We start from the raw sequence: 23,047 nt of genomic DNA on the forward strand, positions 1-23,047 counted from the left end.
CCCACTGATCGAAAGGTTATCATCAATGAAGCCACTCATCCTCATTTGTTCCAAGGATTACGAATTCTACCTTCTGCTCGCCCAGATCCTCAACATGACAGGTTTTGAACCTTCACTGGTGGAAGGAGCGGAGGAGGCTCTCGCTGGTGTGAAATCCCATGATTTGGTGGCCTTGATAATAGACTATCATAGCGACGCCTTCCGTATTGGCGATCTTGTTAGCCAGATCAAGGAAGCACTGGCCGACAAAACACCACCGATCGCGGTCTTCGTGGGAGCAGGCAATCAGCAACTTTATCTCGAAGTGCTCAAAACTGGCGTAAGCGAGATTTTCATGCGCCCCTTCAACCCAGACCGTTTTCTATCTTATCTGTCAGACTTATCGCCAGACGCGAGTGGGAAATCTTGCATGATGAGCCCCCCCGGCAATACGCTTATTTATGCGGAAATCACGATGCACCTCGATAGCATGCGCGTCGATTGCGATGGCATGGACGTTCAACTCAGTCCGATCGAATTTCGCCTTCTTCAGCATTTTCTACAAAAACCAGGCTACGTCTTCAGCCGAGACGCTCTCATCGAGGCTGCATGGCCGCAAGGTACCTTTGTGGAGCCCCGCACCGTCGACGTTCATGTTGGGCGCCTCCGGCGGGGCATGAGACGGGTGTTAGGTCGCGATATTATCCGCACGGTGCGGGCCACCGGTTATGCGCTCGATGAGCGTCAGAATGCAGAGCGGGCTTCGTAAGCACTGAGATCACCGAGAAACTCCGTGAGCATCAATGTGACATTCCGCCTGCTGTGTTTATCAAGCCTTTCGTTTTCGAAATATTGGCGTCACAGAACCTTCAGACAATATTACCAAAACGATCGTTGTTCGCAGACCCATTCCACGGCAATAAAATAGCATCGCGTCGCCAATGAGATGCGATGTGCTGCAGCAGATGTCCATTTTCTGTTGTGTCGCTGCTCCGCTACGAACAATTTGGATATTCCCATGAGCGATGATCATCATCCGCCCACCGCTACGGCTGTGTCGCGATCCTACCGCAATACACTCAGCATGATCGTTTCCGCCGATCAAAATCTTGCTGGGGCCGAGCAGGAAGGAGTTATGGCGCTTTACGCGGACCCAGATAGGGATCGCTCCGTCCTGTTGCCCACGACGCGTCAGAAGAGACAAGTGACCGACTTCGTTCGCTGCTCTTATCTGGGCCTCGACAATCATCCGCTCATCCTCGAAGGCGCAATAGAGGCGGTGCAGCGATGCAAGGCGCTCCATTGGTCCTGCGCAAGAACGAGGCTTAATTTCAGCCTGTTAGGCGAACTGGAAGAAGCTCTCTCCGACTTATTTGCGGCACGGGTTATAACCTACACGACCGTCCTCGCCGCCAATATGGGAGCTCTACCGCTCCTCGCCTCCGGATATCTCACTGAGAACAAAAGACCTGCGATAGTTTTCGACCGGTTGGCGCATGCGACGCTTGCGTTTCACAAGCCGGTCGTCGCCAATGAAACACCGATTGAAACGATTGCTCACAACGATCTGAACGCACTCGAAGATATTTGCCGGCGCAACGATCGCGTAGCCTATGTTTGCGATGGGGTTTATTCTATGGGCGGGAGCGCACCAATCGCGGACCTCCTCGCGCTCCAAGATCGGTACGGTCTGTTTCTCTATATCGACGATGCCCATGGCATTTCCTTGTTCGGGAAGTCTGGGGAGGGCTTTGTACGATCCCAGGCCGGCGAAGCCCTTGGCGAGCGTACAATCATTGCCGCATCGCTCGGCAAAGGCTTTGGAGCATCGGGCGGTTTGCTGATGCTCGGTACTCCTCGGCAGGAAGAATTGTTCCGGCGCTTCTCGATCGCCTACGCCTTTTCCGCGTCGCTCAATTTAGCGGCAATCGGCGCTGCTATGGCGTCTCAAGCGCTGCACCGCACTAATGAGCTCAAATTACGCCAGGATGCACTTGCGGATCGGTTAGCTGTTTTCGACAGGATGGTTGCCAGCGAGCAAGCCGGCTCAAAGCTACCAATCCGCACCATAGACTTCGGCGACGAAAGACAGTCCATTCGTGCCGCGGCCTATATTCTCAACAAAGGCTTCTATACCTCGGCGATCTTCTTTCCCACCGTCGCAAAGGGCAAGGCCGGTTTGCGGGTCTGCCCTACCGCCAGCCACGGCATTCGGGAAATTGAAGAGTTGGGACATGCGATCAACGAGGCGCTCGCCGAACGACGAACAAATCCATGATCGACCCAATCGGTGTCATTCTGACTGACACCAGAAGTTATCCGCAGCGCCAGCTTAAAGGCCGACGAGATCGATATGCTGAAATATATCGCGGAAACCTACGTCACCTTACCCGATTCCGATCTATGGCTTGAGCAGATTTGCCATCACGCTGCCGAGCTATGCCCTTCAATAATCTTCAAAGGGCGAAGAAAAAGGTTCGAATACGAGGAAGGACACCGAATTATCAGCGCTACCCATATGGTCGCTGACAGGACGCGGACACAAATTCGGTGTGGTAGTCGATCTGCAGTTTCCGAAAGAGTCGACAGGTTTCTGAACTTTGGCGACGGTTGCGCCATTATACGGCCAACCAACGAAGGTTTATTTGTTCGCATTTCCGCCCACGACCTCGTCATTTTCTACGGAATTCGAACGCTTCTAGAGGGTAGCTTATTCAAACTCGCGGCCATCTCCAATGACGCAATCGAGTGGTTCCCTGCCGAACGTGCCGCCTCGCTTGCCTTCACATAGAAGGGAGCATTAGGGTCTGAGGTATCGGTTAGAGGTTGGTAATGGGATTAGTGCCATTCCGGCTCGGCAACCTCGCCGCCCTCGGTCACTTGGCGCGAACCAGCGGCATCAATTCCGTCAACACCGTGGTCGCGATGTTGCGCGCCTCGCGCGCCGCGCGACCATCAACCAGAAGATCGGAACCACGTAGACGCCCGAACTGGTCCGGCACAGTGAGCAGACGTCGGCAGACCAGAAGGACAGTATTCAAAGTGCCTTATCACGAACCGGAAATACTAACGCCTGAGAAGGTTTCTTCATGGCGCTGAAAGACAGACTACATACGAGCTTACTGCTCACCCTGGTGCCGGTCGCAGTGACAACGCTAACACTCTGTATCACTGGATGGCAGTGGCAGGACTTGGCGATTGGCATGCCACCACGCATCTCCTATTGGTTCCTGCGAGGGGCTCCTCTTCCCAATCTCGTCCTTGGACCAATTGCCTCACTTCTGACGGTTTCGGCATTGCCGCTGCATCGCCGGCGGCCGATCGTTTTCACGAGCCTTCTTTGCTTTCTATGCGTGGCAGGCTTTTACGCCCTGCGGGAATATGCCCGCCTAGTTCCATGGGTGGAGAATGGCGTCGTCATATGGAACGAGGCACTCACTTATCTCGACGCTTTCGCGGTTGCTGGGACCATTCTCGGATTTGGTATTGTCGCTATCTCCGCGCGCATCTCGATCGTAGTGTCCGATCCGATCAAGCGCGCCAAGCGCGGAATTTTCGGCGACGCCGATTGGCTGTCTATGTCGGAGGTGGCTAAGCTCTTCCCCTCTGACGGAGAGATCGTCATTGGCGAGCGCTACCGCGTCGACCGTGATCGCGTGCATAAATTGCCTTTTGATCCGATGCATCACGAGACTTGGGGGCAAGGTGGCAAGGCACCACTCATGACCTTCAGTCAGAATTTCGATTCCACCCATATGTTATTCTTCGCGGGCTCCGGCGGCTTCAAGACGACCAGCAATGTCATCCCGACGGCGCTACGCTACAGGGGGCCGCTGATCTGTCTCGATCCATCGACGGAGATCGCGCCGATGGTCCTCGAGCATCGCGCCCATGCGCTCGGTCGCGAAGTTATGGTACTCGATCCCACCAATCCAATTATGGGCTTCAACGTTCTTGATGGAATCGAGAGATCGACGCGCAAGGAAGAGGACATCGTTGGTATCGCCCATATGCTTTTGTCGGAAAGCCTACGCTTCGACACCTCGACAGGCTCCTACTTCCAGAACCAGGCGCACAATCTGCTAACTGGGCTTCTGGCTCACGTGATGCTATCGCCCGATTATGCCGGCCGCCGCAACTTGCGTAGCCTGCGCCTGATCGTTTCTGAGCCAGAACCGTCGGTGCTTGCCATGCTGCGCGACATCCAGGAAAATTCCGAGTCCGCCTTTATCCGCGAAACGCTCGGTGTCTTCACCAACATGACGGAGCAAACCTTCTCCGGGGTATATTCGACCGCATCCAAGGATACGCAATGGCTGTCGCTCGACAATTATGCTGCGCTCGTCTGCGGTAATGCATTCAAGTCAAGCGACATCGCCTCCGGGCGGAAGGATGTCTTCCTCAACATCCCTGCATCAATCCTGCGCTCCTATCCCGGCATTGGCCGAGTGATCAGCGGCTCGCTGATCCATGCCATGGTCCGGGCCGACGGTGACTTCCGCCACCGGGCGCTCTTCATGCTCGACGAGGTCGATCTGCTGGGTTACATGCGTATTCTTGAAGAAGCACGCGACCGCGGGCGCAAGTATGGCATCACACTGATGCTGATGTACCAATCGATCGGCCAGCTCGAGCGTCATTTCGGGAAGGATGGAGCGACTTCCTGGATCGAAGGCTGCGCCTTCACGTCCTACGCCGCAATCAAGGCGCTCGATACAGCACGTAATGTCTCCGCCCAATGCGGAGAGATGACCGTTGAAGTCCAGGGACGTTCGCGCAATATTGGCTGGAGCAATTCCAATAGCAGCGCCCGCAAATCCGAAAGCATCAGTTTCCAGCGTCGACCGCTGATCATGCCGCACGAAATCACCCAGTCGATGCGCAAAGACGAACAGATCATCATTGTCCAGGGCCACAGTCCCATTCGCTGCGGGCGAGCGATTTATTTCCGTCGTAAGGAGATGGATGAGGCGGCAGGGGTCAATCGTTTTGCGAAGTTCTAGGCTTTGGTGACAAAGCTGAAGCCTGACAGATTCTGGCAAAGAGAGAAAAGTCGACAGCCAGTATTTGAGATTGATGGGCAAATCTGGTAGCGACTGGCAGTCGCAAAACATGATGAAACTTGCCGACGGCTTACGACGGTATGCGCTCTTAACTTAAATCATAAACGGTATAAAGTACGCCTGATGTTGATGACGCAATCTCATAGAAATAAGTGAATTGCTCTCGAACTATATCCAGACTAAACGCGCATCCCACTGGGGTTGCTAAAGAGACTTACATTGCGAAAACTCATTATCCAGATACCGTGCTTGAATGAAGAAGGAACTTTGCCGGTTACGCTCGCTGATCTCCCGCGTCACGTCGAGGGTTTCGACACGGTGGAGTGGCTCGTCATTGATGATGGCTCGACCGACGGAACGGCACGGGTTGCAGCCGAAAACGGCGTCGACCACATTATCTCGTTGTCACACAATCAGGGCTTAGCTAAAGCCTTCATGACTGGAATCGAATCAGCGCTGAAACTCGGGGCTGACGTCATCGTCAACACCGATGCCGACAATCAATATGATGCGTCTTGCATTCCTGACTTGGTCCGTCCCATATTGGAAAAGCGTGCGCAGATCGTAGTAGGCGCCAGACCGATCAGCGAGATAGAACACTTCTCGCCCATCAAGAAAATACTGCAGAGGTTTGGTAGCTGGACCGTGAAGCTGGCAAGCGATACGACCGTCACCGATGCTCCCAGCGGCTTTCGCGCTATCCATCGCGACGCGGCAGTGCAATTGAACGTCTTCAACCGATACACCTACACGCTGGAAACGATTATCCAGGCGGGGCGCAAGAATATTCCGATCACCTCCGTGCCGATCCGGGTAAACGGCGACCTGCGACCGTCGAGGCTCGTTAAGAGTGTAGGGAGCTACGTCCGTCGCTCGTTGATCACGATTGTTAGAATATTCATCGTCTACAGCCCGCTGCGTTTCTTCTCCGCCTGCGCGGCGGTTGTCGCAATACCGGGAACGTTGATGGTCTTGCGCTTCCTCTATAACTATATGGCCGGCCATGGTAGCGGCAACATCCAGTCGCTCGTCCTCTCGAGTGCGCTGCTTGCGCTCGCAGGTATTCTTGCCATGAGCGGAATTCTCGCCGAACTCATCGCTGTCAACCGGCAATTGCTAGAAGAGGTCCGGATACGGCAGTTGCAGCAAGAACTGCGCAGCCTCTCACAGGCTGGTCGCGATGGCCAGCCAGCCGAGACGCCCGGCGAACCGAAAAAGAAAGCAAAGGCGCGAGGGTGATCAAATATCCGGATTGACGCCCGCCTATGACCATTCCACAAAAGGGCACGCGGCCGGGATTTCTGGCTCAGGTCGATAGAATATAACTAATTCTCTCTGGCGCCATTCGGCTCTTTGTGATGGAAATCGAAGACAGGTAGGGCCTCGGGCATCTCACCGCGTCGTGAGCAGGAAGAAATAAAATGACTGAAACGCCGCCAATATACGAGAATGTCCCCGGTAACTATTATGACAAGTACAACACGCGCAATCCTATCGCCCGCTATTTGATGAATGGCTTCCTGGACAGTTTCGATGAGCTTACGGAAAAGACCGGAGCTCGCAAAGTGTACGAGGTTGGATGCGGCGAAGGCAATTTGTCGATGCGCCTTCACGACCGCGGCTGGGACGTCAGTGGAAGTGATCTCGAGACGTCGAGTGTCGCGGAAGCCAATCAGCAGTGCGTAACGCGCGGTATCACGCCGAGATTTGAAGCCCGATCACTCTTCGATCTGACGCGGGAGGAAGCATCCGCTGAACTGGTGATCTGTTGTGAAGTGCTGGAGCATGTTCCCCAAACCGAGCGTGCGTTGGCCGTTTTGAAATCGCTCGCAAATCCGTATCTCCTCCTCAGCGTACCGAGAGAGCCCATCTGGCGCATACTCAATCTGGCCCGAGGAAAATATATCACGGATCTGGGCAATACGCCCGGTCATATCCAGCATTGGTCCTCCGCCAATTTTATCAGTATGCTGGGAAAAACGATGAAAGTCGTTAAGGTCCGGACGCCCCTTCCCTGGACGATGGTTCTTTGCCGCTGTGATTGAGACGACGCCGGAAAGCCTGGCAGCGCAGGCAAACCGAATGAAGCCTGTCGTCCGCATTGTCGGTGTCATTGTTAGCTTAGCCGCATTTGCCTTCGTTGGTCGGACTATCTACCGTTCGCTGGACAGCCTTCAACAACAGCTTGCTTCCCCATTATTTCTTTTTGCCGTTGCTGGCTCCGTTTTCGTGTATGCGATGATCCTCCAACTTTGTGGACTAGCGTGGCACCGGCTACTGACTGCCATCGATGATCCCCCGTTCGGTATCGGACGTGCGCTTGCAATTTATGGAAAAACCCAAATCTACAAATACCTGCCTAGCAACGTACTTCACATGATCGGGCGCTACCGTCTCGCTAGAAGCGCGGGAGCATCGAACAAGGCCCTTGCTTTTGCTCAAATAGCGGAATTGCTCACCATCCTCCTGGCAGCGGCAGGCATTTCGGCACTGTTGGCAAGAGCGGTTTTAGTCCATGCACTCAAGGAACGTGGCATCGATGCTCCAACCTTCGTCAACGTTCTAGTTGTAGGCGGTATTGCCGTCCTGGCCGTTGGCGCAACTGCGATTGTTCGCCAGAGGATAGCAGGAACCGGGCGAAAAGCATTGGCCGCAGCCGCAGTAGCCTTCGCTATTTACGCATTGTTTTTCATTGGAAGCGGATTGCTGCTAGCCGCACTCTGCAAAAGCCTTTCCACTGCTGGTGGGGTGTCCGAACTGGTCGGCATCGGAGCTGCGGCATGGCTGGTCGGTTTCGTCGTTCCGGGTGCACCCGGGGGGCTTGGTGTCCGCGAGACTATCCTTATTGCCGGCCTCTCTGCAGCGGGCCTGCCTACGGCCGAAGCAACTGCAGTCGCACTTGGATATCGTTTTGTGACGACCGTCGGAGACGCTCTTGTTGCCACGGTCATCATGCTTCTTGAGTTCGAAAAATAAGCCAACTCATCCTTTGGAATTTTCGGAGCAAACATGTCGGAAGTCGATAATTGGACCACTCGCCAAAAGGCCTTCGCAATCTTAGCGGTGGGCCTAACGCTGTTTTTCCATGGCGCCGTCCCGTTCTTGATGACACCCACACTGGGGCAGGCAGTCTGGACAACTGGTTTTGCTAAATCATTCGCCAACGGAGCTTTGTATAGCATATACGCGCATGACTTCGGATTTCCGAAACCGGCTGCAATTGCGTTTGGCCTAGCCGGCGCTCTGCCCGAAAGCTGGTTAATCCGACTGGGGCTACGCCCTTCCGACGCTTATGCCGGAATGGTTGCCCTCTGGTTGATACTGGCGTTGTGTTCTGCCTATCTCATTTCCCGCACGCTTGGAGCAAGCCGTTCGGTTTCTATCCTCAGTGCTATGACTTGGATGAGCATGCCCACCATCTGGGCGCACGCTGACTACTCCATGCTTTCGTTGGGAATCGCCCTGCTGCCCTTTTACTTCCTAGTAGCGTTGAATTTGTTTCAGCACCCACTAGTATCCGGCACAAAATCAGCTATTTTTCTACATTTTGTCGCCGCCTTTTTCTCTGTATTCATGGACGGATATACTTTTATTATGTTCGCCATAGGATCCAGTATACTTTATTTTTACTTTTTATTGACTGATATATCAAAACGTAGATACTTAATTACAATTGCACTACCCGTTCAAATTACAAACTTTTACTTGGCATATCTCGCGTACATGCTATACGTTGGGAAAGGTCAGTTCGAGACGAGCCCTATAGATTTCTTTCGTGGATGGGGGCTCGATCTATCTTTCGTCGCTGTACCAACAAAAGGTTTCCATTGGTTCTTGGATCTTCTAGGGGTAAGTGTACCTCGTACCGATGCGGTGTATTTCGGTGACGCCTCGGTTTGGAGAACAACTTTCTCGCTTCCGGTAATTCTGGCTGGGCTATTTGCTTGGTGGCAAGTTAGGCGGAAGCGCAGCGTGGCAACAGGCTTTTTAGCTCTGGCGATCGTTGGCTTCTTCATGGCACTTGGGCCCACTTTAAAAATAAACGCAACTAAGCCCGAGCACGTTCAGATAACTCAGCCTCGACAGCAGAGCGCAATGATGCCTGCCGAATATGGTCTCGGGCCGACAGGTAGCACGTGGATCTCGGAAACCCTGCCAGGGTTTAAATCCATGCGAGCGTCTTATCGATGGTCTGCCCTTGGGATATTGGCATTGTGGGCGTGTGTTATCGTCTGGGCGGGATCGTCTCGAACAGGCAGCGTGGCGCCCGTTGCTATCTTGATGTTGATTACCTTCTTAAATATTCCAAATCTTCCTCAAAGATATCGCTCCCTAACGGACAACAGAGCGCAATTCCTCCAAGTTGACGAAGACTTAATTGAAAAACTACGCGTTAGCCTCAAACGAAATGAAGTGGTCGCTTTTGCACCGTGGGGAAACGATTTTATAGCAAACTACTTAGCCCCCGCTATTGGCTTCCGCACATTCAATATAGGCGGCGATAAGAACCTGACATCCGCGCAAGCAAACTGGCCCCCGGCTATGTCAGCTCTGAGTGGGGAGCTCGAGACAAGTAAGATTTCGCTTATTACCAAGATGCTCCGAGATAGGAATGCCGACGTAGTGGTAATACCCTATTTCCACATGCTTTGGTCCGCTCATCTCTGGCCGTGCGTCGATCAAACTAGGGCCAAACTGACAGAGGTTTCAAGAGAAGATTGGAATGCCATCCCTGGATTTTACTGTCCGGATCAACGGAAAATTATGCTTCGGCCCGTTATCCAAGAGATAGAACAATTGCCCGATGTTGAGGTAGCAGACGGTGATCTCTTTGCAACGGTCAGGCTGCGGCGGCAACTCGCCGCTGGTATAGATTGAACCGCGCCGAGTTTGCCGTAGGCTGTTTGATTTAAGTTGTGTAGCAGGCTCGTGAATGGTGCAGTCGGTGCTAATCGCTGCACACCGTATTTTCCGAAAGTGACAAACGCGAGAGAGCCGAAACAACAACGAAATCCATCCCCATTCCGCGCTCAAGATGGCTTCCCCACGGCAGTTCATCAGGGCTAAATCAAACTAGCCGACATGTCCGGTGAAACGGGGAGCACTCCACGACCGCATCATGGCCGATGAGATGAAACGCGGACTATAGCTTCCATCTCTCGGCACCCAAAAAATGCGTTCGCTGGACGCTCACTTGACATCCAGGGTATGGAGACCTCTGTTCTTTCATCTCTAATAGATATGTCAAAGGCACGCGCTCGATCGGTTGGAACACACTCCAAGATGATTAAGGGTGAGTTGTTTGATTTGTTTCAGAATAATCAGTGGAGACTGATCCGTGAGAGACTGACGAGATTCAAATATATTCCCGAACGGCCAGATATCGCGGGGATAACAATACACAACGGCGGCCAGTGTTGGATAAATTCCAGGTTCCGATAGCGCTGTTGAGTCGAGAATCGCAGTCACTTCCTTTTTCCGATGGCCTCCTGGAAAATCTCCAGAAGCGCTGAAGCGCTTTTGTCCCACTGAAATCGAGCGGCATTGATCGGCCCGGCAGATGCCAGGTTGGCTTGCAGTTTGGTATCCGTGGCCAATCGCGTCATTGCATTCGAAATCTCATTTGCATTAGCCGGATTTACCAGCAACGCAGCATTTCCCGCCACCTCAGGCATTGCGGAGCGGTTTGAGGTCAATACCGGAATGCCTTTTGAGTTTGCTTCGATGATGGGAAAACCAAAGCCCTCGTAGAAAGACGGCATCGCAAGAAACTTTGCATTGGCGTAAAGAGACGCAAGTTGTTCGTCTGAAACATACCCGGTCAGTCGCACTGATGACGAAACGCCTAGCGCTGAAATCTGCTCCTTTAGGCTTCCAAGCTTCCATCCCTGTCCACCTGCGACCACCAGCAGCAAATTGTTGCGAAGAGCTTGATCCAAGAGTGCATAAGCCTTCAAAAGATTCGTGAGATTCTTACGGGGCTCGAGCGTGCCGACGAAAAGAACGAACGGCCGGTCGATATTAAATGCTTCAAGCGCGTTCCTCACCGTCGATCCAACATCAAGCGGTGTCAAACCCGGATAGACAACCCGCACTTTCCTTCCGATACCAGGATACTCCGCCGCTAGCTGCTCAGCAGTCGCCCGGGAATCGGCGATGACTCGATCTGCAAGCTGGACCGCCGGCCTCATGAAATACCTGTCCGCGAGCCGGCTCCTGAAGCGCATAGTGGCGGCTGCGTGACGCCACGCAAGATCATGGATGGTGACAACGCGGGCAATGCGTCTATCGAGCAATTGAGGCAGCCGATGTGCAGGCCCCCAAAAGAGATCGATCTCGTCGCGTCGCACCGACATCGGCAAAACTGTCTGCGCCCAAATTGTCCGTGCAAGACCGCCATGGGCCTTGGCAAACCTAACGACAACATTTGGGTGGTCTGGAATTGCCACCTTGGGCGGCTCCGGCAGATAAAGATAGATACGATGCTCGCCGGCAGCTAAATGCCGAACCATCTCGGAAACGTAGCGCCCTAAGCCGCTCATCTCCGGAACGAGGTTGCGTGCGTCGACCCCTATCCTCATTGGGCCAAGAGCGCTTCTGCTCGGCCGAAGACGACCTTGGCAGTGTCCTCCCATTTGGGCGCACTGTATTCCTTCCGTATACGGTTTTCGGCGCGCGCAAGCGATTCGGGATTATCGAAATACCATTTCAACCTCTCAGCCCATCGTGGCACATCCCAAGGATCGAGATATTCGATGAGATCGCCCCCGACTTCCGGAATGGAAGCGGCGTTCGATGCAAGGCAGAATTTGCCAGCCGCAAGACTTTCAGCGACGGCGAGCCCCCATCCTTCGTAAAGCGAGGGAAAGACTGTAAACATCGCTTCTCTGTAAAGCCATGCGAGATCTGGGTCGCTAATATTCGTCAGCAGTTGCACTTTATCCTTCATCCGTGGATCAAAACGCAGATCTGCGAGAAAATCCGCAACTCCCCAGCCGGGCATGCCAACAAACACTAGCTTTGGGAGGTTCTTAACTCCCTGATCGACGAGGCGCGTATAGGCTCTGTAGAGCGTCTCGTGATTCTTGCGTCGCTCGATGGTGGAGACAAACAAGATATAGCGATCCCCAGCAGCCCTCTTGGTCTCTTCTGAAACCTGATCGCCATTCGATGCCGGCAAATGGCTGCCGAGCGTGATCACGGTCGTCTCGGGTGTTGGCGCACCAAGCTCATCCAAAAGTTCGATCAGGTCGCGCTTACTGCACTCGGAAATACTGACGAATTCGTCGGCGCACCAGGCCAGATCGGAAAAATAGCGTGCGAATTTCGCGGCAACGTCACCAACACAAAGATGCGGTAGCTTAACAGGAATGACATCGTAACAGCAGAAAATCGCCTTGAATTTTTCTTGAGCCTTTTTCTCCGCGATGTAGACGGTGCTCTTTTGATCCCAATCTAATCCCAAGGAAATGTAGACATCGTCCCTTTCAAACACGAGAGCTTTTTTGGACGGTTGCGTCGCAGCGCCCGGCAGTCCGGCAACGGGCATAGGATTGTGCCAAGCGCGAAGCGCTGTACGGAACTCCCGCAGGCCATTGATCGCCGCATATGCCGCACCCCGCCGTCTAGACAAATAGCTGAAAGTCGCGTCACCGATCCGGCGCGGCAGGCGATTAAGAACCCGTCTCGTGATTACCGCCACGCGCACTATAAGCGGCGTACCGATAGGCTGGACTTGCTGAATTTGACTATTTACAGCATTGGCGTGTTGTGGCTTAACCGTCTGGTTTATACGATCAATTGTGCGCCGCACCTCATCAGCGGAAACGGGAACATATCCCACGCCATGATCATAGCGGCAAAATCCCACTGAAGAACCATTATGCTCCAAAGCATATTTCGCGCACTCTGTCTCGACGCGAATCACACCAACGGCTGGACGGTTCCATAGAAGGATCGACGTTACATCAAACCAAATCTTGCCCACTGCGCACCTTCTTCGTCATTGCATTTTCTACGACTTTCGTCAGTTGCTCCAACCTAACTTCCCAAAGCAGGCTCCTCCGGCGCTCAAATGGCGGGGAATTCTTCTCAAGCGGCATTTTCGGAGGTAGGGACAAGACATTACGAATAGCTTTTTGGAAACCCTTCACGTCCTGACCAATATAGACTTCGTGCAGATCGGAGAATGTCTCGAAACCACGAAGCGCCTGCGGTGTGCCAACAACATATGCACCCGAATACAAGGCCTCCGCCGTTTTGATATTCGAGCCACCGCCAAAAGGTATCGGCAAAACGAAACCATGGGCCAGCGATTTCACAGCTGCAAGATCCCGATCGGAAAGCGTAAATAGAAGCTGCATGCGCGAAAGGTTGAGTTCGGACCATCTTGTCTCATTCAACACACGATAGGCATGCTCGGTGACGCCGCCAGCGATCACCAGTCGGCACTGCGGGGGAAAACACGCCAACGAACTGCCAAAAACTTGCGCGAGGCCAGTGAAATTCGGAGGATGAGCACTGGCAACATAGAGAAGCCAGGGATATTTGGGGAGCTTCTCTCGCCACTCCGCTAAGGCACCCGGATCAGCGTCCCAGCTTGCAATACCATTTGGCACGAGCACCGCCTCATCGACGCCCCAGCTTTTCAGGACGTCCACTTCCTCCTGTGTGACTGCGACCGCGATATCGGCGCTTCGGGCCGCCTCGACTTCGAGCGACTGCAATGTTTCGAGCGCATCTCCCGCGGTGACGCCAAAATCCCTAAAGATGTCACGTTTCAGTGGCTCTTCGATATTTTGAGACCCATAGATCATCAATGCGGAAGCGTATCCAGGCATCGTCTTCAGCTTGACGGCGGCCGGCCACAACCAAGGTTGTTCGACGTGGATTGCATCAAGCCTTGCCGGAAGGCGCTTTAAAAGATCCGGCCACGCGCCATCTTCGGCTGCCGCAAAATTTCCCGTTACCAGGTCTGTAACGAAGGGGATATTCCGTCCCTCAAAGAAGCGGTAGGGGCTGTGGGCCGGGAAAGGAATGTCATTATCACCAGCGACTGCCTTGGAATAGGACTCCTCCGGGTAAACAGCTATTGTGACAACGTCCCACCCTGCCTTTTCATAGGCCTTTTTGATGTTCAGTAACCTGACCTGTCCGCCGTGCTTCGGCTCCACAATAGGGTAAGTGCTTAGAATGAGAATCGTTCGCGTGGCCGGCATGTTTAAAGAATGCTCCTTTGGAAGACGCTTGGGGTAGGAATCGATATAGCATGCGCGTACATTGTCGGTCCTTAACCACGCCAAAGCAGCTTTTTCAATACACGGAGAGGCGCGGTTATGCGCCAAGAGAGGCTGTTATGGATGGCCTCCATCTGCCCCGCCAATGCATCTCCACGACGTTCCGAACCCGTAAGTTTCTCATTGAGTATCGCTATGGCTCGATCGCTTTCATCGATCACTTGCCGCATTCCGGCGATGGCCTGGTTGTTTTCATCGATAATATCTCTCTGCTCATCGACGACTTGCTGCAACCGCCTTCCACTTTCCATCAATTCCGAAATTTGCGAATTCAACAAATTGGCAATTGTCGAACTCGCTCTCCCGGCAATCGCATATTCATCAAAGACATTCGGGCCCGTGAGAAAATGCTTCATCAACTCCTTATGATCTTGAGACAGATAGAACCTGTTCAGGCCGTCGAAATAGACGAAATCATATCCCATGTCGGACAGGATGGCTTCGTAAGTCGCTGAAACCGGCTCGCTGGAGAGAGGCTTAGTGCCCTCGACGACTACGATCCATGGCCGAATCTGAGATGGTGGCCAGCTTTCAATAACCGCGCTCTCCATGCCTTCGACATCGATCTTCAGCCAGTGCACATCACGTCCGGAGAAGCTATCCAATAGCGGCCCAAGAGGGCGCATCGACACCTCGATCTCGTGAACCGCAAAACCCTGCTGCCGATGTTTCTCAGCAATGGCTTCATCACCGGTGCTCAGTCCAGTCTGCGGAAATTCGAAAAAGCGTAGATTGCCGTCGCTCGCACCTATAGCCGCCTGCACGACCACTTCATCGGGGCGATCCTGGCGCAGTTTTTCGGCGTAAGCCGGGGCCGGCTCGATATGAATTCCACGCCAACCCTGTTCATAGAAGCCGCGGCTAACTGAATCAACGATCGGATCTTGAGCGCCGATATCTACGTAGAAGCCGTGCGGAATATGCCCGAGTGCGCGCCAGAGGATGACATCCTCGAAATTTTGAGCGTAGGAGATAAACATCACGATTCCGGGAACAACGAGTTTTTCGGCTCGTTCCGGCTGATCTCCGAGAAATGGAGCTTATGATCTTGCGCAAAGAAACTGGCTACAATGAGACCATCGCCACTGAAGGACTCTTGCACGTTGTGTTCGGCTAGCACCAAACCGCCCAGTTGTTTAATGGCATGCAAACAATCTTCATGAGTAGTTCTCGAGCCGGAGATCGAACTGTGATGTGTGGAGACGACGACAAACCGAATACGGCCTGATGAAACGGCGATTTTCAACGACTGCAAGAAGGGAAGCTCGGCTCCTTGGACATCCATGTGCAAGATCTCTATGACCTCGCCCTGCGCCATTTCAAGAATGTCGTCCATGTTCAGGCACGGCAGCGTCACGTTTTCATTTGTGCTTTCGCAATAGCCCGTCTGACTCTCGACAGACTGCCCGCCTACCCAAGCATTTTGGAACCGAATGCGATCGGACATCTGGTTCAAGGCAGCGTTTTTCCTGCCAATTGCCAAATTTCCGGAATCCGGCTCGATGCAAATGGCTCGCGATCCCGGAACATCCTTCAAGTACCAAAGCGTATAGTAAGCCCAGAATGCGCCAAGTTCAACGAACAGGGAATTGTGCCGCGCATACTTCAAGAGATCAAAGAAGAGGCTCTCTTCCTGAGGCTCATGATGACCGCCCAACGCGCGGATGATATGGGCCATCCAATCACCGTGATAACCGCCAGCGACCACCTGAAGGCCATTGTGCATAAACTGCACGACCTGACCCGGAAGCTGCCGAATGCGGCCGGCGTCCGGAACTTTAGGTATGCGGTCGGCATCGCGGCAGCTTATAGTCATCAGTGTACGTTCGAGCGTATCCATCTTAATCTCTCGATATCGCCATCCGAGCGTCCAGGGCCGTCGTTCCGATAAAAATCGGCCGACTAACGTTCACTACATCGAACACAACGACATTGTCCTGCCATTCGTAGTTTTCACTCAGATGCGTATCACTTCCGGTAATCGCCGTTGAAAAGCTATAGGATCCCGGACCAAGTGAACAGGCAAAGGCGAGCTCGAAGGTTAGAGTTTCATTCGCGCGAACATCCTCTTGAACCTGCTTGCTATGCCACGTGTTAGTTCCCCAGATCACGTGACCGGTCCGATCACGCAACATGATCCCCAGCACGACCTTCGGAATATCCTTCTTGGCGCGGGCGCTGACTTTTAAAACCAGACGTTGATCCACGCGCGACGTTTGCATTCTTTCGCCGGTTACTTCGTCCAACAATGCCACACTACTTACGTAGATGTCGAACGTTCCCGACCGGGTCGTAAGCCAGCCGTTTTCTTGCCGTTTCTGCTCGACCTCGACCTTCGCGCCTTCACGAGCAGCGATCATAGCGTTGTAAAAATCGACCACTTCGTCGGGCGAACCATCTTTGATCATGGTTCCCTTATCGAGAAGGATCACCCTGTCACAGAGCGCACGTACATCAGCCAGGCCATGGGTAACCAGGATGATCGAGGTGCCTTTTTCCTTGAATTGCCGAATGCGGTCAAAACTCTTATGTTGGAAATAGCTGTCACCGACCGAAAGTACTTCGTCGACGATCAGGACCTCCGGGCGCTTCGCCGTCGCGAGCGCAAAGGCAAGCCGAGCTTGCATGCCGCTCGAATAGACGCGTGTCGGCTGGTCGAAGAATTCGCCAATTTCGGCGAAATCCTCGATGTCGGGCATCATCGCTGTGAGTTCCTGCTGCGACATGCCCATCAGACCACCAGCATGGAGGATGTTCTGACGTCCGGTGAATTCCGGATTGAAGCCGAGACCGAGTTCCAGAATGGCGCTGATGCGGCCATGCACCCCGACATTGCCGGTCGTCGGCCGCACTGTACCGGTGATGATCTTTAGCAGCGTGCTCTTGCCAGCGCCGTTCTGGCCAATAAGCGCTAGCGCTTCTCCTCGCTTTACGCTGAAGCTAATATCGCGGTTCGCCCAGAATTGTGAAACGGGCGTTACCTGCAACCCAAACCAGGTTGCGAAACGCTGCAAATTACTCTTGTAGGCGGCATAGCACTTGCCGACGCCGGAAACAGTCAACACGTTGGTCATTAGAGGGCATCCACGAGTTCAGGGCTCGCTCTGCGGAAGAGAAAGAAGGAAGCTATGACGGCCACAATGCCAATCACCGCAGAGGGAATCAGGCTAACGATTGACGGCGCCTGATCGAGAAGTAGCGCATTCTGATAGATGCCGACGAGTGTCGTCAGCGGATTGAGATCCACAATCGCATGGAACTTCTCCGGAATGACGTTCTTGGCATAGACGATGGGAGTGAACCAGAACCAGAGCTGCAGGACGACGGACATGACTTGCGCAATGTCTCGGGCAAAGACGTTGAGAACACCAAGGAAAACACCGATTCCGAAGGCCATGGCCGAAATAAGTGCCATCCCCGGGATGAGATAGATCCAAGCAAGCCCTGGAAAGTGTCCGAAAAACAGGAAAATGACGGCGATTGCCACAAGCAGCAGTACATGGTTGATTAAAGCACTGCCCCAGACGATGATCGGTAGGCATAGGCGTGGAAATGCGATTTTTTTCATCGCGTGCGCCTGCTCGATAAAAATGCCCATGCTGCGATTTAGAATTTCACTGAAAAGTCCCCATGCGGCCATGCCCGACAAAAGATAAATCGGATAGGCGGCAGGACTGTCAATGTTTGGCATGCGCGCACGCATGACCTCGGCTAGGACGATCGAGAAGATCAATGCCTGCGCCAGAGGATGCAAAATGAACCAGAAGCCTCCGAAATAGGAACGGGCAAAACGCCCTTTGAGCTCTCCGCGTATCGACGACGCGATGAAATGTCGGTATTGCCAGAGGCTCTTCAACAAAACAGAACTCTCCCTCCAAATGATGGAAACTGGCCGCTTGGCCTATTAGACGCGGCGCGTCCAATCGCTCAGCACATCCGCAATGGTCGTGCTTAGATCAATTGAGGGCATCCAATCAAGCGCTTTATGAACGACACGCGCATCGCCCGTTGCCCGAGAAATTTCGACGGGACGGACACGCTCTGGATCGGTCACCACCGTGATATCGAGCCCAGATGACAAAATCAATTGCTCAAGTATCGCCTTGATTTGCACCGGTTTACCGGATGCAAGATTGAACACGCGACCATCAAGCTCACGGCCTTCACCAAGAGCGGCTGCGGCATAGGCACGCACGACATCGCGTACGTCGAGGAAATCACGGTATGCGGAAAGATTTCCCACCTTGATCACCGGCTCGACCAGCCCGGCCTTAATCTGAGCGATCTGCTTGGCAAAAGCCGGTACTACAAAAGATTCAGTCTGACCTGGCCCAGTATGATTGAACGGCCGAAAGCGGACGGAACGCAACCCGTCATGAAAGAGCTGGCCAACCAGAATATCTGCCGCGGCTTTTGTTGCGCCGTAGGTGGTCGTCGGCTTTAGTACGACGTTCTCATCAACCGGCATACCCGCCTGCTCCTCGAATGACTGGCCATAGACCTCCGAGCTGCTGGCAAAGATAAAACGAGCTTCCGGCGAATTCTTGATTACCGCCTCGGCGAGGTTCATCGTACCCTGGAAATTTACCGCCCAAGCGCGAGCAGGATCCCTCCGTGCAGTCGTCGGCGCTGAGACGGCTGCGAGATGAACGACAGCTGTCGGCCGAGTCTGGCGGATCAATTCGCTGGTGCGTTCGCGATCGGTGACATCGACATCCATTGCGGAAGCCTCGTCCCGACCGATGATCAGCACTTCGATGTCGCCGGCCTCAGCGCGGGTAGCCAGTTCTCGGCACAGCCAGGTACCGACAAAGCCGGTACCTCCCGTGACCAGTATTCGATGCCGAAACGACATGTCAGCTCACCACTTTCAGCTAGCTTTGAGGCGTGCAAGCCGCTTAAGATCAGCCTCGACCATTTCAACAATCATCTCTTCAAGACCAATCTTAGGCTCCCATCCGAATTTTTTCCGAGCCTTTTCTGGGTTGCCAAGTAGCACATCCACTTCAGCCGGACGGAAAAGTTCTGGATCGATTACAAGATGATCCTCCATATTCAAACCGGCATGCTTGAAAGCAATGGCGCACATGTCGCGGACGGTTGTCGTGCGGCCGGTCGCGATCACGTAGTCGTCGGCAACGTCCTGCTGAAGCATCATCCACATGGCGCGGACATAGTCTTTCGAATGGCCCCAATCGCGCTTGGCATCGATGTTTCCGAGTCGCAGCTCCTTTGCCAAGCCAAGCTTGATGCGAGCGACCGCGTCCGTCACTTTGCGGGTGACGAATTCAATGCCGCGAAGCGGAGATTCATGGTTAAAGAGAATGCCGCTCGACGCGTGCAAGCCGAAGCTTTCACGATAGTTGATGGTAATCCAATGGCCGTAGAGCTTGGCAACCGCGTAGGGAGAACGCGGATAGAAAGGTGTTTCTTCCGACTGCATCGGCTCCTGAATGAGCCCGTACATTTCGGAGGAGGAAGCCTGATAGAAACGAGCTTCAGGCCTTTCGATGCGAACCGCCTCCAGGACATTCGTCACGCCGAGGGCCGTCACCTGACCAGTCAACAGAGGTTGCTGCCACGACGATTTGACGAAGGATTGAGCTCCAAGATTATAGACTTCGTCTGGTTTTACGTCCTTTACCGTTCTGATAAGACCGGAAAGATCCAGGAGATCGCCGTCGACAATGCGGACGTCACCCTCGATGCCCAGCCATTGCAAGCGAGTGAGATTAACATCCGCGGTGCTGGAGCGACGTGCAAGTCCGTAAACCTCATAACCGTTCTGCAGCAACAACTCGGCAAGATAGGCCCCATCCTGACCCGTAATGCCCGTTACCAACGCTTTCTTCGCCAAGTTCCATCTCCATTATTGCCACACTTATATCGCGCGGGGGCACCAAGTTCGCTGAGCTCTACCGCATGCGCAACACTTGGCTATCAATATTCTAGCGCCATTTAGCCCGTATAAAGCCAGATGACAACGATCAAGCGCAATTTCGCTCAACATGCCCGCAAGCGCCGCGAAATCATTTACGAAAAAATGGACGAAACAATCTCCAACTGCATTCACGAATCCTTTGCAGGTCAAAGTTTCTTGCGATGTAACGCTAGCTCAAGAATTTTGGACCACTGCGGCCTCTGCGTCGTTTCGGATATCGAGATGACAATATTGTGGCGGCCTGAACTGATACCTCAACGGCCGTGCAGAGCAGAGCCCCTCAACTCCTGATAGAGACTATAATATTGTGAACACATTTTCTCTGCCGTAAAACACGCAAGATAGCGATCACGCGCGGCAGCGCCCAGCGCAGCAACCCCTTTCCCATCGTCCCAGATTGATTTCATTGCGTTTGATAGAGCATCAACATCGTTCGGCGGTACTACGAACCCAGTCTCTCTATCCCGGTTAACATAACTTGTCCCCGTGCCAATTTCACACGAAATCATTGGCTTGCCGAACATTGCTGCTTCGACGAGGGAAAGCCCGAAGGCCTCCGAACGAAGATGCGACGGAAATACAAACCCCGTACAAAGCTCGAGCAAGGCAATCTTGTCACCATCTGACAACGATCCGAGAAAATGGATATTGTTGGGATTTTGCCCTGCGGCCCGCTTCAGTTCCGCCTCCATCGGTCCATTGCCGACAATCACGACGTGCAGACCATTGCGCCTCGCAGCCTCCAGCAAAATGTGGACCCCTTTATAGTATCGCAGGACGCCGACAAATAAGAGGAAGCGATCGGGAAGCTTGTCGCGCCAACCCACTAGCGTGGCTTCGTCCGCCCTCGGGTAGTCTGCTTCATTCAGACCCAACGGGATCACCGTCGTCTTAGATTTGAACCTTTTCAGGACATCACTCGACAGGAGGTAATTCGGAGACGTCGCAACAACGCGGTCAACGTTTTTCAGAAAGCGAAACATCAACGGCTTGTAGAATTGGAGCAGAACCTTCTGCTTCACGATGTCGGAATGGTAGGTCACGACGGTCGGCTTGCCGGGAGGAATGGTCAGATGGACGATATCCATCAGGGGCCATGGAAAGTGATAGTGGACGATATCCGCCTTCTGGCTCAGTTCCCGAAATCGTCCAAACACCTCGCGCGAAAAACCGGTGGATGCGAATTCGAAATCGAGCTTAGCCTTGTACGCCATATGACCATCGAATTCGACGCTGTTTTCCAACGGTGTTTTGCTAAGTGAGAGAACATCTGATTCTACGCCGTATTTGGCGGTACCCTTGGCGATCGCGTGAATAGTCCGCTCAACCCCGCCGAATGTGTCGGGCCAATATGTTTTGAAAAAGTGTAAAACGCGCATTCCACTCCTGTATCGAAAAGTGATCGCTGCGTCACCTCGAGCGTCGTTCTCTCGCAGAAAACATCAGAAGCCATGCAATCTCCAGGCCAATGGCCAGAATATTTCGGCTGCATCGACGTCAACCGCACCGAGGGCCGATTAATTCTAAACTGATGCCCTTAAGCAAGTCAGATATAGCGTGCAAGAAGGCGACTTTGCAACCAGTAGCAGAAAGTTGGTGACAATGATCAGCGCCCTTGGGGCACATGGCATGTGCTCGATATCGGTGATAGCCACGTCGTCAAACACATTGTTGTGAATCCGGGAAAGCGGCTATCACTGCAATATCACAATCACCGTTCAGAGCGTTGGACCGCCGTTTCGGGGCATGGTATTGCCGAGATTGACGGAACGGAACATGCTCTGCAGCTCGGACATACAGTCGATATTCCGCTCAAGGCGACGCACCGTGTTTCGTGCACCGGAGATAAGCCATTAGTTTTTATCGAAATTCAATACGGCGAGCTGCTCGACGAGAACGATATCATTAGGCTCAGCGACGATTACAATCGGGTCTGACATTAGATCCGAGGCTTCGAAACTACCGCCGGGCGCAGGCAGCTTACTTCATTATCCTGAGTTTTGACCTTTCGACGCGATCGCTCGTTATCGGGAATCTTTGGGCAAAGCCTCTCGGTAATAACCGGCGCTTGTTGTTGGCTGACAAATCAATAGCTCTGCGCTGGCCGAACGTCGCACGCGATTGCGGAATGTCGACTGCAACGTTTGGATCATCGCAGCTGCGGACCGGAACGCTGCAGTAGCGGCGTCCAGCCCCTGGCTAAGGTTTTCCGGTTATTGATGATGGTTGTCGAGCAGACAGCCTTACTCTTCAGCCAAATAAGGCTCTCAGGCTCCCAAAAATGCCGATAGGTAGGATCGCCATAAACAGTAAAACGGCGATAGCCGCCTGCGCCAAGCGCGCGCTGGCAGATCCGGCCCCAAGGATGCCTATGGCTATTGCCACGGAGGTCTGATTGAGCAAGCCGTAGGAGTTGCTTCTTAAGAGCATTAGAGCCACCCCGAAATAGGCAACGCCGCGTAGAACGCGAAGACCCCAGGATAGGCCTTTCATAAAAAAGTCGTTGATCTGTTGATCGGTAAAAATTTCATCGGTCGACATCAAAATTCCCCGGTTAAAACAACCTCACTCCCTATGTGGGGAATAGCAGTAAATAACAAGCGAAGGTAGCGTCACATTGCGAACTGAGCGAGTTTTTCTGGCGACAGAACCTTTTTCATGCGACTCGGATTTGCCGCGGTCCGCTGGAAATGCTCGAAAACGAGGATTGGAGCGCAACTTAACGCGATAAGCAACATCGCCGACGGCAACTGACTACGACACGTGCT

20 protein-coding genes and 1 pseudogene are annotated in these 23,047 nt (G+C 53.4%); 9 read left to right on the forward strand and 12 right to left on the reverse strand.

Going from position 1 to position 23,047, the window contains the following annotated elements; all coding sequences use genetic code 11:
• Positions 1 to 25 precede the first annotated feature (25 nt).
• The 3 genes from DQ393_RS10365 to rctB all read left to right on the forward strand — a co-directional run bounded on the left by DQ393_RS10365 (position 26) and on the right by rctB (position 2,770).
• Complete coding sequence (locus tag DQ393_RS10365; RefSeq protein ID WP_112341668.1) at positions 26 to 748, forward strand: winged helix-turn-helix transcriptional regulator; 723 nt, start codon at positions 26 to 28, stop codon at positions 746 to 748.
• 249 nt (positions 749 to 997) lie between these two features.
• Complete coding sequence (locus tag DQ393_RS10370) at positions 998 to 2,257, forward strand: aminotransferase class I/II-fold pyridoxal phosphate-dependent enzyme (RefSeq protein WP_112341669.1); 1,260 nt, start codon at positions 998 to 1,000, stop codon at positions 2,255 to 2,257.
• Positions 2,258 to 2,332: 75 nt separating this feature from the next.
• Positions 2,333 to 2,770, forward strand: coding sequence for an SMa0974 family conjugal transfer regulator (gene rctB / locus DQ393_RS33785; protein WP_245430296.1), 438 nt, complete (start codon positions 2,333 to 2,335; stop codon positions 2,768 to 2,770).
• Between the two features lie 85 nt (positions 2,771 to 2,855).
• On the opposite strand, the gene DQ393_RS33395 is transcribed toward rctB, so the two are convergent.
• Entirely contained in the window at positions 2,856 to 3,020 is a 165-nt protein-coding gene (locus DQ393_RS33395) for a hypothetical protein (RefSeq protein ID WP_181592312.1), read from the reverse strand.
• Between the two features lie 48 nt (positions 3,021 to 3,068).
• On the opposite strand from DQ393_RS33395, the gene traG reads away from it, so the two are divergent.
• The 5 genes from traG to DQ393_RS10400 all read left to right on the forward strand — a co-directional run bounded on the left by traG (position 3,069) and on the right by DQ393_RS10400 (position 9,920).
• The gene (gene traG, locus DQ393_RS10380; protein WP_112341670.1) at positions 3,069 to 4,982 is read left to right on the forward strand and encodes a Ti-type conjugative transfer system protein TraG; all 1,914 of its coding nucleotides are present in this window, start codon (positions 3,069 to 3,071) and stop codon (positions 4,980 to 4,982) included.
• A 279-nt stretch (positions 4,983 to 5,261) separates the two neighbouring features.
• A complete protein-coding gene (locus DQ393_RS10385; protein ID WP_245430297.1) occupies positions 5,262 to 6,281 on the forward strand; it encodes a glycosyltransferase family 2 protein in 1,020 nt (339 codons plus the stop codon).
• A gap of 182 nt (positions 6,282 to 6,463) precedes the next feature.
• Positions 6,464 to 7,087, forward strand: coding sequence for a class I SAM-dependent methyltransferase (locus DQ393_RS10390; RefSeq protein ID WP_112341671.1), 624 nt, complete (start codon positions 6,464 to 6,466; stop codon positions 7,085 to 7,087).
• 37 nt (positions 7,088 to 7,124) lie between these two features.
• On the forward strand, positions 7,125 to 8,018 hold the full coding sequence (locus DQ393_RS10395) for a lysylphosphatidylglycerol synthase domain-containing protein (protein ID WP_112341672.1): 894 nt from the start codon (positions 7,125 to 7,127) through the stop codon (positions 8,016 to 8,018).
• A gap of 33 nt (positions 8,019 to 8,051) precedes the next feature.
• Positions 8,052 to 9,920, forward strand: a complete 1,869-nt coding sequence (locus tag DQ393_RS10400) for a hypothetical protein (RefSeq protein WP_112341673.1) — start codon at positions 8,052 to 8,054, stop codon at positions 9,918 to 9,920.
• A gap of 587 nt (positions 9,921 to 10,507) precedes the next feature.
• On the opposite strand, the gene DQ393_RS10405 is transcribed toward DQ393_RS10400, so the two are convergent.
• The 10 genes from DQ393_RS10405 to DQ393_RS10450 all read right to left on the reverse strand — a co-directional run bounded on the left by DQ393_RS10405 (position 10,508) and on the right by DQ393_RS10450 (position 21,658).
• The gene (locus tag DQ393_RS10405; RefSeq protein WP_112341674.1) at positions 10,508 to 11,623 is read right to left on the reverse strand and encodes a glycosyltransferase family 4 protein; all 1,116 of its coding nucleotides are present in this window, start codon (positions 11,621 to 11,623) and stop codon (positions 10,508 to 10,510) included.
• Positions 11,620 to 13,029: a glycosyltransferase family 4 protein gene (locus DQ393_RS10410; RefSeq protein WP_146758971.1), complete on the reverse strand. Its 1,410-nt coding sequence runs from the start codon at positions 13,027 to 13,029 to the stop codon at positions 11,620 to 11,622. The genes DQ393_RS10405 and DQ393_RS10410 overlap by 4 nt, the downstream gene beginning before the upstream one ends.
• On the reverse strand, positions 13,010 to 14,260 hold the full coding sequence (locus DQ393_RS10415) for a hypothetical protein (protein WP_112341676.1): 1,251 nt from the start codon (positions 14,258 to 14,260) through the stop codon (positions 13,010 to 13,012). The genes DQ393_RS10410 and DQ393_RS10415 overlap by 20 nt, the downstream gene beginning before the upstream one ends.
• Before the next feature lie 71 nt (positions 14,261 to 14,331).
• Positions 14,332 to 15,318, reverse strand: a complete 987-nt coding sequence (locus DQ393_RS10420; RefSeq protein ID WP_112341677.1) for an FkbM family methyltransferase — start codon at positions 15,316 to 15,318, stop codon at positions 14,332 to 14,334.
• The gene (locus tag DQ393_RS10425) at positions 15,318 to 16,178 is read right to left on the reverse strand and encodes an FkbM family methyltransferase (protein WP_112341678.1); all 861 of its coding nucleotides are present in this window, start codon (positions 16,176 to 16,178) and stop codon (positions 15,318 to 15,320) included. Before DQ393_RS10425 ends, DQ393_RS10420 begins: the two co-directional genes overlap by 1 nt.
• 1 nt (position 16,179) lies before the next feature.
• On the reverse strand, positions 16,180 to 17,412 hold the full coding sequence (locus tag DQ393_RS10430; protein WP_112341679.1) for an ABC transporter ATP-binding protein: 1,233 nt from the start codon (positions 17,410 to 17,412) through the stop codon (positions 16,180 to 16,182).
• Positions 17,412 to 18,197: an ABC transporter permease gene (locus tag DQ393_RS10435; RefSeq protein WP_112341680.1), complete on the reverse strand. Its 786-nt coding sequence runs from the start codon at positions 18,195 to 18,197 to the stop codon at positions 17,412 to 17,414. Before DQ393_RS10435 ends, DQ393_RS10430 begins: the two co-directional genes overlap by 1 nt.
• A gap of 45 nt (positions 18,198 to 18,242) precedes the next feature.
• Complete coding sequence (locus DQ393_RS10440) at positions 18,243 to 19,193, reverse strand: GDP-mannose 4,6-dehydratase (RefSeq protein WP_112341681.1); 951 nt, start codon at positions 19,191 to 19,193, stop codon at positions 18,243 to 18,245.
• A 15-nt stretch (positions 19,194 to 19,208) separates the two neighbouring features.
• Positions 19,209 to 20,195 (reverse strand): GDP-mannose 4,6-dehydratase, encoded by a 987-nt coding sequence (gene gmd, locus DQ393_RS10445; RefSeq protein ID WP_112341682.1) that lies wholly within the window; start codon positions 20,193 to 20,195, stop codon positions 19,209 to 19,211.
• A 338-nt stretch (positions 20,196 to 20,533) separates the two neighbouring features.
• A complete protein-coding gene (locus tag DQ393_RS10450; RefSeq protein WP_112341683.1) occupies positions 20,534 to 21,658 on the reverse strand; it encodes a glycosyltransferase family 4 protein in 1,125 nt (374 codons plus the stop codon).
• Positions 21,659 to 21,898: 240 nt separating this feature from the next.
• On the opposite strand from DQ393_RS10450, the pseudogene DQ393_RS10455 reads away from it, so the two are divergent.
• Positions 21,899 to 22,216 (forward strand): annotated as a pseudogene (locus DQ393_RS10455) (phosphomannose isomerase type II C-terminal cupin domain); the annotation flags it as partial.
• Between the two features lie 313 nt (positions 22,217 to 22,529).
• On the opposite strand, the gene DQ393_RS10465 reads toward DQ393_RS10455, so the two are convergent.
• Positions 22,530 to 22,820, reverse strand: coding sequence for a hypothetical protein (locus DQ393_RS10465; RefSeq protein ID WP_112341686.1), 291 nt, complete (start codon positions 22,818 to 22,820; stop codon positions 22,530 to 22,532).
• Between the last annotated feature and the right edge of the window lie 227 nt (positions 22,821 to 23,047).

Source organism: Martinezella tropici (genome assembly GCF_003287875.1).
GTDB classification, from domain to species: domain Bacteria; phylum Pseudomonadota; class Alphaproteobacteria; order Rhizobiales; family Rhizobiaceae; genus Rhizobium; species Rhizobium tropici_C.

Bases quoted from the DNA above. Each gene is read 5' to 3' on its own strand.
- rctB (WP_245430296.1), top strand. From the start codon at position 2,333: ATGCTGAAATATATCGCGGAAACCTACGTCACCTTACCCGATTCCGAT.
- traG (WP_112341670.1), top strand. From the start codon at position 3,069: ATGGCGCTGAAAGACAGACTACATACGAGCTTACTGCTCACCCTGGTG.
- DQ393_RS10415 (WP_112341676.1), bottom strand. From the start codon at position 14,260: ATGCCGGCCACGCGAACGATTCTCATTCTAAGCACTTACCCTATTGTG.
- DQ393_RS10390 (WP_112341671.1), top strand. From the start codon at position 6,464: ATGACTGAAACGCCGCCAATATACGAGAATGTCCCCGGTAACTATTAT.
- DQ393_RS10420 (WP_112341677.1), bottom strand. From the start codon at position 15,318: ATGTTTATCTCCTACGCTCAAAATTTCGAGGATGTCATCCTCTGGCGC.
- DQ393_RS10430 (WP_112341679.1), bottom strand. From the start codon at position 17,412: ATGACCAACGTGTTGACTGTTTCCGGCGTCGGCAAGTGCTATGCCGCC.
- DQ393_RS10365 (WP_112341668.1), top strand. From the start codon at position 26: ATGAAGCCACTCATCCTCATTTGTTCCAAGGATTACGAATTCTACCTT.
- DQ393_RS10450 (WP_112341683.1), bottom strand. From the start codon at position 21,658: ATGCGCGTTTTACACTTTTTCAAAACATATTGGCCCGACACATTCGGC.
- DQ393_RS10395 (WP_112341672.1), top strand. From the start codon at position 7,125: ATGAAGCCTGTCGTCCGCATTGTCGGTGTCATTGTTAGCTTAGCCGCA.
- DQ393_RS10465 (WP_112341686.1), bottom strand. From the start codon at position 22,820: ATGTCGACCGATGAAATTTTTACCGATCAACAGATCAACGACTTTTTT.
- DQ393_RS10400 (WP_112341673.1), top strand. From the start codon at position 8,052: ATGTCGGAAGTCGATAATTGGACCACTCGCCAAAAGGCCTTCGCAATC.
- DQ393_RS10405 (WP_112341674.1), bottom strand. From the start codon at position 11,623: ATGAGGATAGGGGTCGACGCACGCAACCTCGTTCCGGAGATGAGCGGC.
- DQ393_RS10370 (WP_112341669.1), top strand. From the start codon at position 998: ATGAGCGATGATCATCATCCGCCCACCGCTACGGCTGTGTCGCGATCC.
- DQ393_RS10425 (WP_112341678.1), bottom strand. From the start codon at position 16,178: ATGGATACGCTCGAACGTACACTGATGACTATAAGCTGCCGCGATGCC.
- DQ393_RS10440 (WP_112341681.1), bottom strand. From the start codon at position 19,193: ATGTCGTTTCGGCATCGAATACTGGTCACGGGAGGTACCGGCTTTGTC.